Genomic DNA, 7,319 nt, shown 5'->3' with positions numbered 1-7,319 from the left:
CCCCTTGATCCCCAACTTCTTCTCCGGCGCCCCGAACGACACCCCCGCATCGCCCTTCTCCACCACGAACGCCGAGATCCCCCGCGACCGCGCCTCCGGATCCGTCACCGCCATCACCGTGTAGAACTCCGACACCCCGGCATTGGTGATCCAGCGCTTCACCCCGTTCAGCACCCAGAAGTCCCCGTCCCGCACCGCCCGGGTCTTCATCCCCGCCGCGTCCGAACCCGCCTCCGGCTCCGACAGGCAGTACGAGAACATCCCCTCACCCCGGGCCAGCGCCCCCAGGTACTTCGCCTTCAGCTCCTCCGAGCCCGACAGCTGCACCGGCAGCGACCCCAGCTTGTTCACCGCCGGGATCAGCGACGACGAGGCGCACACCCGCGCCACCTCCTCGATCACGATCACCGTCGCCAGCGCATCCGCCCCCGCACCACCGAACTCCTCCGGCACGTGCACCGCGTGCAGATCATTGCCCTGCAGCGCGTCCAACGCCTCCTGCGGGAACCGGCCCTGCTCGTCCACCTCCGCCGCGAACGGAGCGATCTTCGCCTCGGCCAGCGAACGCACCGCCTCACGGAGCATCTCGTGCTCCTCGGAGATCCGGAAGAGATCGAAGTCCGCCGCCCCTGCGCTGCCCGCCATGATGCCCGCCTCGTCGAGTTCGGATGGTGCCGTGAAGTCCCGGTTAGTTACCGTTAAGTAGAGATCCTAGGGCTCCGACCTGCGGCTGCCTAGATCAGTCGACGTCCGTGCCGAGGGTGTCGCCGGCCCGGTGATCGCGGAAGTACTGCGGCATCCGGTCGTTGCGCATCGCCTCCCAGAGCTGCGCGGCCGGGCGCTCGTCCAGCAGCACCACGCTCTGCCCGTCCCGGGTGTCGAAACCGCCGAACGGCGCGTTCATGAACCGGACGTCGTCCGGGCGCAGCGAGCGCAGGCTCCAGGCGAGTTGGAACAGGTCGGTGTTGGAGAGCCGGTCGTCGACGCTGACCACCTCGCCGACCGACTGCAGCAGGCCGCCGAGCCTGGACGGGCTGGTCAGGGTGCCGGAGTCCATGATCCGCAGCATCAGCGAGCGGAGGAAGTTCTGCTGACGCTTGGTGCGGTCGAGGTCCCCGCCGGGCAAGCCGTAGCGCTCGCGGACGTACAGCAGGGCCTGGGCGCCGTCCATGTGGTGGGTGCCGGCTTCCCAGGCGCGGGCCTCGCCGACCGCCTCGATGGTGCGCGGGATCGTGATGTCCACCCCGCCGACGGCGTCGGTGAGCGCGCGGAAGCCGTTCCAGTCGATCACGGCGAGGTGGTCGATCCGGATGCCGGTGAGGTTCTGCACGGTCTCGGTCATCAGCGCCGGGCCGCCCCAGGAGTAGGCCGCGTTCAGCTTGGCCCGACCGTGGCCGGGGACGTCCGTCCAGGTGTCGCGGGGCAGCGAGACCAGGGAGGCGCTGCGGCGGTCCTCGGAGAGGTGCAGCAGCATCATGGTGTCGCTGCGGGCCGCCCCCGCCCGCCAGGCCGGGGCCCTGGCGGCGCTCCCGGTGGTCGGGACGTCGGAACGGGCGTCCAGGCCGACCAGCAGCAGGTTGAGGCCGCTCGCCGGGACGGGCTGCGGCTGGGCGGACTCCGGTGCGGTGGGGAAGGCGTCCGGGATGCGGGTGACCGAGGAGGCGTAGTGCTGGGCCACCCAGTACACGGTGCCGCCGGCGCCGAGGGCCAGCACCAGCAGGGCGCAGAGCGTCCAGAGCAGGACGCGGCGGGTGCGGCGGCGCCTGGCGGGCGGCTCGGGGCCGTCCTCCTCCCCCGGGCCGTCCGCGGCGTCCTCCTCGCCGCCCCTCGGCCCGAAGAGGCTCAGGCCGGCCCCGGGGCGCGCCGGCTCCGCGGGGAGCGGGGACTCCGCGGGGAGCGCGGACTCCTCCGGGTGCGCCGGCGCGTCCCTGTGGGCCGCCTCCTCCTCGTGCGCCGGGGCGTCCGTGTGCGGCGGCTCGTCCGGGCTCGGCGGCCCGTCCTGGCGTTCGGGCTTCGGATCCATGCGCGCATTGTGCCGTCGGTCACACCCGCCGCGCCGGGGTTCCGGCCGGATCGCCGCGCAACTCCGGCGCCGGGCCGGAAACCAGGCCCCCGCCGGCCGGATCATCGGTCCTGCTGGGACGGCCTGGGCGGGGTAGGGAGCGGCGGATAGCATCGGGGTCGCACGTCCTGTCCGTCCAGCCGACCAGACCCCCCGGTCGACATCCTGCAAAGGGGAACCCGTGACCCTCCGCATCTCCGTGATCGGCACCGGTTACCTCGGCGCCACCCACGCCGCTGCCATGGCGGAGTTCGGCTTCGAGGTGCTGGGCCTGGACATCGACCCCGACAAGATCGCCATGCTGACCGCCGGCCGGGTCCCGATGTACGAGCCGGGCCTGTCCGAGCTGCTGCTCAAGCACGTGGCCGGCCATGAGGGCTCGACCGGGCGGCTGCGCTTCACCACCTCCGCCCAGGAGGCCGCGGAGTTCGGCGACGTGCACTTCATCTGCGTCAACACCCCGCAGCGCAAGGGCGAGTTCGCCGCCGACATGTCGTACGTGGACGCCGCGATCGACGCGCTCGCCCCACACCTGACCCGCCCGGTGCTGGTGGTCGGCAAGTCCACCGTCCCGGTCGGTTCGGCGGGCCGGCTGGCCGAGCGGCTGGCCGCCCAGGCGCCGGTCGGCGCGGGCGCCGAGCTCGCCTGGAACCCGGAGTTCCTGCGCGAGGGCTTCGCCGTCCAGGACACCCTGCGCGCGGACCGGATCGTGGTCGGCGTCCGCAGCGAGCGCGCCGAGCAGCTGCTGCGCGAGGTGTACGCGGACCCGATCGCGGCCGGGGTGCCGTTCGTGGTCACCGACTTCGCCACCGCCGAGCTGGTCAAGGCCGCCGCCAACTCCTTCCTCGCCACCAAGATCTCGTTCATCAACGCGATGGCCGAGGTCTGCGAGGCGGCCGGCGCGGACGTCACGCTGCTCTCCGACGCGCTCGGCTACGACGAGCGGATCGGCCGCAAGTTCCTCAACGCGGGCCTCGGCTTCGGCGGCGGCTGCCTGCCCAAGGACATCCGCGCGTTCATGGCCCGCGCCGGCGAGCTCGGCGCCGACCAGGCGCTGACCTTCCTGCGCGAGGTCGACTCGATCAACATGCGCCGCCGCTCCCGGATGGTCGAGCTGGCCCGCGAGCAGTGCGACGGCGGCTTCCTGGGCCGCCGGGTGGCCGTCCTCGGCGCCGCGTTCAAGCCGAACTCGGACGACATCCGGGACTCCCCCGCGCTCAACGTGGCCGCCCAGATCCAGCTCCAGGGCGCCCAGGTCACGGTGTACGACCCGAAGGCGACGGACAACGCCCGCAAGATGTTCCCCGGCCTGGCCTACGCCGGGTCCGCGCTGGAGGCGGCCGAGGGGGCGCACGTCGTCCTGCACCTCACCGAGTGGCAGGAGTTCCGCGAGCTGGACCCGGCCGAGCTGGGCGAGGTGGTCGCCGAGCGCCGGCTCCTCGACGGCCGCAACGCCCTGGACGCCGACGCCTGGCGGGCGGCCGGCTGGACGTACCGGGCCCTCGGCCGCCCGAGCTGAACCGCCCCCGGACGGGCGGGAATCCCCCACCGGGGTGTGTCGTTGGCACCGGCATGACGAGCTACGGAGACGACGCGACGGTCCGCGACATCCTCACGGCCAAGGGCGACACCTGGGCGGTGGTGGGCCTGTCCAACAACACCGCCCGGGCCGCGTACGGCGTCGCCAGGGTGCTCCAGAGCCACGGCAAGCGCATCGTTCCGGTGCACCCCAAGGCCGAGACGGTGCTCGGCGAACCGGGGTACGCCTCGCTCGCCGAGATCCCGTTCGAGATCGACGTGGTGGACGTGTTCGTGAACAGCGCGCTGGCCGGCGAGGTGGCCGACCAGGCGGTGGCCGCCGGGGCGAAGGCGGTCTGGTTCCAGCTCGGTGTGGTGGACGAGGACGCCTACGCGCGGACGACGGCCGCCGGGGTGGCGATGGTCATGGACAAGTGCCCCGCCATCGAGATCCCGCTGCTCGGCTGAGCCCGGACCGGACCGGGGCGGACCGCTCCGGGCAGTGGCCTCGCGACTCGCTCCAGCAGGCCGTCGTGCTCGCCCGGCCCTGCCCTCCGGGTGGGGGCAGGGCGGACCTCGTCAGCCGTCGAGCTGCGCGAGGGTGGCGATGGACGGCCGGCGGCCCTCGGCGCGCAGGCGGGCCGCAACACCCTCGGCGTCGCGCAGGACGCGGACGGCGTTGTGCCAGGTGAGCTTGGCGAGGTCGGCCTCCGACCAGCCGCGGCGCAGCAGTTCGGCGATCAGGTTCGGGTAGCCGGCCACCGAGTCCAGGCCGGCCGGGAGGAAGGCGGTGCCGTCGAAGTCCCCGCCGATGCCGATGTGGTCGACGCCGGCCACCTCGCGCATGTGGTCGAGGTGGTCGGCGACGGTGGCCGGGGTGGCGACCGGGCGGGGGGTGGCCTGCTCGAAGGCGCGCTGGCAGGCCATCGCGGCCGGGGTCGTGTCGAGGTGGTCGAAGCCGTGGGCGCGCATGTTCTCGTCCGCCGCGGCGGTCCACTCGATGGCCGCGGGCAGGATGAACTTGGGCACGAAGGTGGCCATCGCCACGCCGCCGTTGCCGGCGAGCGCGGCGAGCACGTCGTCCGGGACGTTGCGCGGGTGGCCGCAGACGGCCCGCGCGGAGGAGTGCGAGAAGACCACCGGTGCCTCGGTGACGCGCAGCGCGTCGCGCATGGTGTCGGCGGAGACGTGCGAGAGGTCGACCAGCATGCCGAGCCGGTTCATCTCCCGGACGACCTCCTCGCCGAAGGCGGTGAGCCCGCCGGCGGCCGGCTCGTCGGTGGCCGAGTCGGCCCACGGGGTGTTGTCGTTGTGGGTCAGCGTCAGGTAACGGACGCCGAGGTCGTACAGGGCCCGCAGGGTGGCGAGCGAGCAGTCGATGGAGTGGCCGCCCTCGGCGCCCATCAGGGAGGCGATCCGGCCCTCGGCGCGGGCGGTCTCCATGTCGTCCGCGGTGAGGGCGAGCCGGAGCCGGTCGGGGAAGCGCTCGGCCAGCGTCCGGACGAAGTCGATCTGCTCCAGCGTGGCGCTGACCGCGTGGTCGCCGGCCAGCCGGGAGGGGACGTAGACGGACCAGAACTGCGCGCCGACCCCGCCCGCGGTGAGGCGGGCGAGGTCGGTGTGCAGGCGGGCGCTCTGGTCGGCGGCCAGATCGACCGCGTCGAGGTCGTAGCCGACCTGCTCGCGCATCGCCCACGGCAGGTCGTTGTGCCCGTCCACCACGGGCGCGACGCGCAGCAGAGCCCGGGCGCGCCCCAGCAGGGCGGTGGCGGAGGAGGGATCCAGCAGCTCAGAGGTCATACGAGCTGTTGTATCCGATATGACTACTTTCCAAAGCCGAAGGAGGAGGAACCCGCCACCTTGGCCCTGAGCTTCTTGCCCTTCTCGGTGGCCTGGCTGTTCAGCTCGGCCTGGAAGTCGGTCATCCGCTCGGTCAGCTCCGGGTCGAACGCGGCGAGCATCCGCACCGCCAGCAGGCCCGCATTGCGCGCGCCCGCCACCGAGACGGTCGCCACCGGCACGCCGGCCGGCATCTGGACGATCGACAGCAGGCTGTCCATGCCGTCCAGGTAGCGCAGCGGCACCGGCACGCCGATGACCGGCAGCGGGGTGACCGAGGCGAGCATGCCCGGCAGGTGGGCGGCACCGCCGGCGCCCGCGATGATCGCCTTCAGGCCGCGCTTGTGGGCGTTCTCGCCGTAGGCGACCATCTCGCGCGGCATCCGGTGGGCGGAGACGACGTCCACCTCGTACGGGATCTCGAACTCGTCGAGGGCCTGGGCGGCGGCCTCCATCACGGGCCAGTCGGAGTCCGAGCCCATCACGATGCCGACAAGGGGGGAAGTCATTCGGTGATCGTTCCTCGCAGGTAGGCGGCCGCGTGACGGGCGCGCTCGCGGACGTCGTCGAGGTCGTCCCCGAAGACGTTGACGTGGCCGACCTTGCGGCCGGGCTTCACGTCCTTCCCGTACATGTGGATCTTCAGGCCCGGGTCACGGGCCATGCAGTGCAGGAAGGCGTGGTACATGTCCGGGTAGTCGCCGCCGAGGACGTTGACCATGACGGTCCACTTGGCGCGCGGGCGGGGGTCGCCGAGCGGCAGGTCGAGCACGGCACGCAGGTGGTTCTCGAACTGCGAGGTGACGGCGCCGTCCTGGCTCCAGTGCCCGGAGTTGTGCGGACGCATGGCCAGCTCGTTGACCAGGATCCGGCCGTCCCGGGTCTGGAACAGCTCGACCGCGAGGTGGCCGGTGATGCCCAGCTCGCCGGCGATCCGCAGGGCCAGCTGCTGGGCCTCGTCGGAGAGGGCCGGGTCGAGGTCGGGCGCCGGCGCGGTGACCTCGGCGCAGACGCCGTTCTCCTGGAGGCTCTCCACCACCGGGTAGGCGACGGCCTGGCCGCTGGGCGAGCGGACCACGTTGGCGGCCAGCTCGCGGACGAAGTCGACCTTCTCCTCGGCCAGCACCGGCACGCCGGCCAGGAACGGTGCCTGGGCCTGCTGCTCGTCGTCGACGACCCAGACGCCCTTGCCGTCGTAGCCGCCGCGGACGGTCTTCAGCACGACCGGGTAGCCGGCGCCCTCGGCGGCGAAGGCGGTGACGTCGGCCGGGTCGGCGACGATCCGGTGCCGCGGGCAGGGGACGCCGATGGCGTCGAGCTTGGCCCGCATGACGCCCTTGTCCTGGGCGTTGACCAGCGCGTCCGGGCCGGGGCGGACGGCGATGCCGTCGGCCTCCAGGGCCCGCAGGTGCTCGGTCGGCACGTGCTCGTGGTCGAAGGTGACGACATCGCAGCCGGCCGCGAAGCGGCGGAGCGTGTCGAGGTCGCGGTAGTCACCGAGGACGACGTCGGAGACCACCTGCGCGGCGGAGTCCTGGGGCGTGTCGGCGAGGAGCTTGAACCTGACCCCGAGCGGGATGCCCGCCTGGTGTGCCATGCGGGCCAGCTGCCCACCGCCGATCATGCCCACCACTGGAAAATTCGCATTGCCCGGGGAAGTCACGCGGCCCAGGATATCCGGGCCGGTCGGGGGCGGTGGAACCACCGTCGCGGCCGATGGAGCGGACGCGCGTAGATGTCAACCCGACGCCCTCGGGGCTGAGCCGATCGGCGGAAGCGGGTAGCCTGGTTCGCCAGGTCCTGCTACGCGCGGTCAGATCATGTGTGTGCACGCAGGGCTCCAGGGGTCAGCCGAGCACCCGCTCCGGACCCCCTCGTCGGCAGGTACATGGAGGCAGCC

Annotated in this window: 7 protein-coding genes; 2 read left to right on the top strand and 5 right to left on the bottom strand. The window is 72.7% G+C overall.

Annotated elements, in window-relative coordinates; translation table 11 throughout:
• Together ACIPSC_RS25090 and ACIPSC_RS25085 are read right to left on the bottom strand one after the other, a co-directional pair.
• The coding region (locus ACIPSC_RS25090) for an acyl-CoA dehydrogenase family protein (protein ID WP_400828302.1) at positions 1–645 on the bottom strand (645 nt) is incomplete at its 3' end.
• A gap of 94 nt (positions 646–739) precedes the next feature.
• Positions 740–2,023, bottom strand: a complete 1,284-nt coding sequence (locus ACIPSC_RS25085; protein ID WP_400828301.1) for an LCP family protein — start codon at positions 2,021–2,023, stop codon at positions 740–742.
• Positions 2,024–2,243: 220 nt separating this feature from the next.
• On the opposite strand from ACIPSC_RS25085, the gene ACIPSC_RS25080 reads away from it, so the two are divergent.
• Positions 2,244–3,581, top strand: coding sequence for a UDP-glucose dehydrogenase family protein (locus ACIPSC_RS25080; protein WP_400828300.1), 1,338 nt, complete (start codon positions 2,244–2,246; stop codon positions 3,579–3,581).
• Between the two features lie 53 nt (positions 3,582–3,634).
• On the top strand, positions 3,635–4,048 hold the full coding sequence (locus ACIPSC_RS25075; protein ID WP_400828299.1) for a CoA-binding protein: 414 nt from the start codon (positions 3,635–3,637) through the stop codon (positions 4,046–4,048).
• A 111-nt stretch (positions 4,049–4,159) separates the two neighbouring features.
• Here ACIPSC_RS25075 and ACIPSC_RS25070 read toward each other — a convergent pair whose 3' ends face one another.
• Genes ACIPSC_RS25070 through ACIPSC_RS25060 form a run of 3 tightly spaced genes read right to left on the bottom strand, consistent with a single transcriptional unit; the run spans position 4,160 to position 7,043 of the window.
• Positions 4,160–5,380, bottom strand: a complete 1,221-nt coding sequence (locus ACIPSC_RS25070) for a dipeptidase (protein WP_400828298.1) — start codon at positions 5,378–5,380, stop codon at positions 4,160–4,162.
• Positions 5,381–5,403: 23 nt separating this feature from the next.
• Positions 5,404–5,928 carry a 5-(carboxyamino)imidazole ribonucleotide mutase gene (purE, locus tag ACIPSC_RS25065; protein WP_400828297.1) on the bottom strand — a complete coding sequence of 175 codons (525 nt, stop codon included), beginning with the start codon at positions 5,926–5,928 and terminating at the stop codon, positions 5,404–5,406.
• The gene (locus ACIPSC_RS25060) at positions 5,925–7,043 is read right to left on the bottom strand and encodes a 5-(carboxyamino)imidazole ribonucleotide synthase (RefSeq protein WP_400828296.1); all 1,119 of its coding nucleotides are present in this window, start codon (positions 7,041–7,043) and stop codon (positions 5,925–5,927) included. Before ACIPSC_RS25060 ends, purE begins: the two co-directional genes overlap by 4 nt.
• Positions 7,044–7,319: the final 276 nt, after the last annotated feature.

The sequence above is a fragment of the Kitasatospora sp. NPDC090091 genome, from assembly GCF_044747365.1.
Lineage (GTDB): Bacteria > Actinomycetota > Actinomycetes > Streptomycetales > Streptomycetaceae > Kitasatospora.
This window is presented reverse-complemented; position numbering and strand designations above follow the sequence as displayed.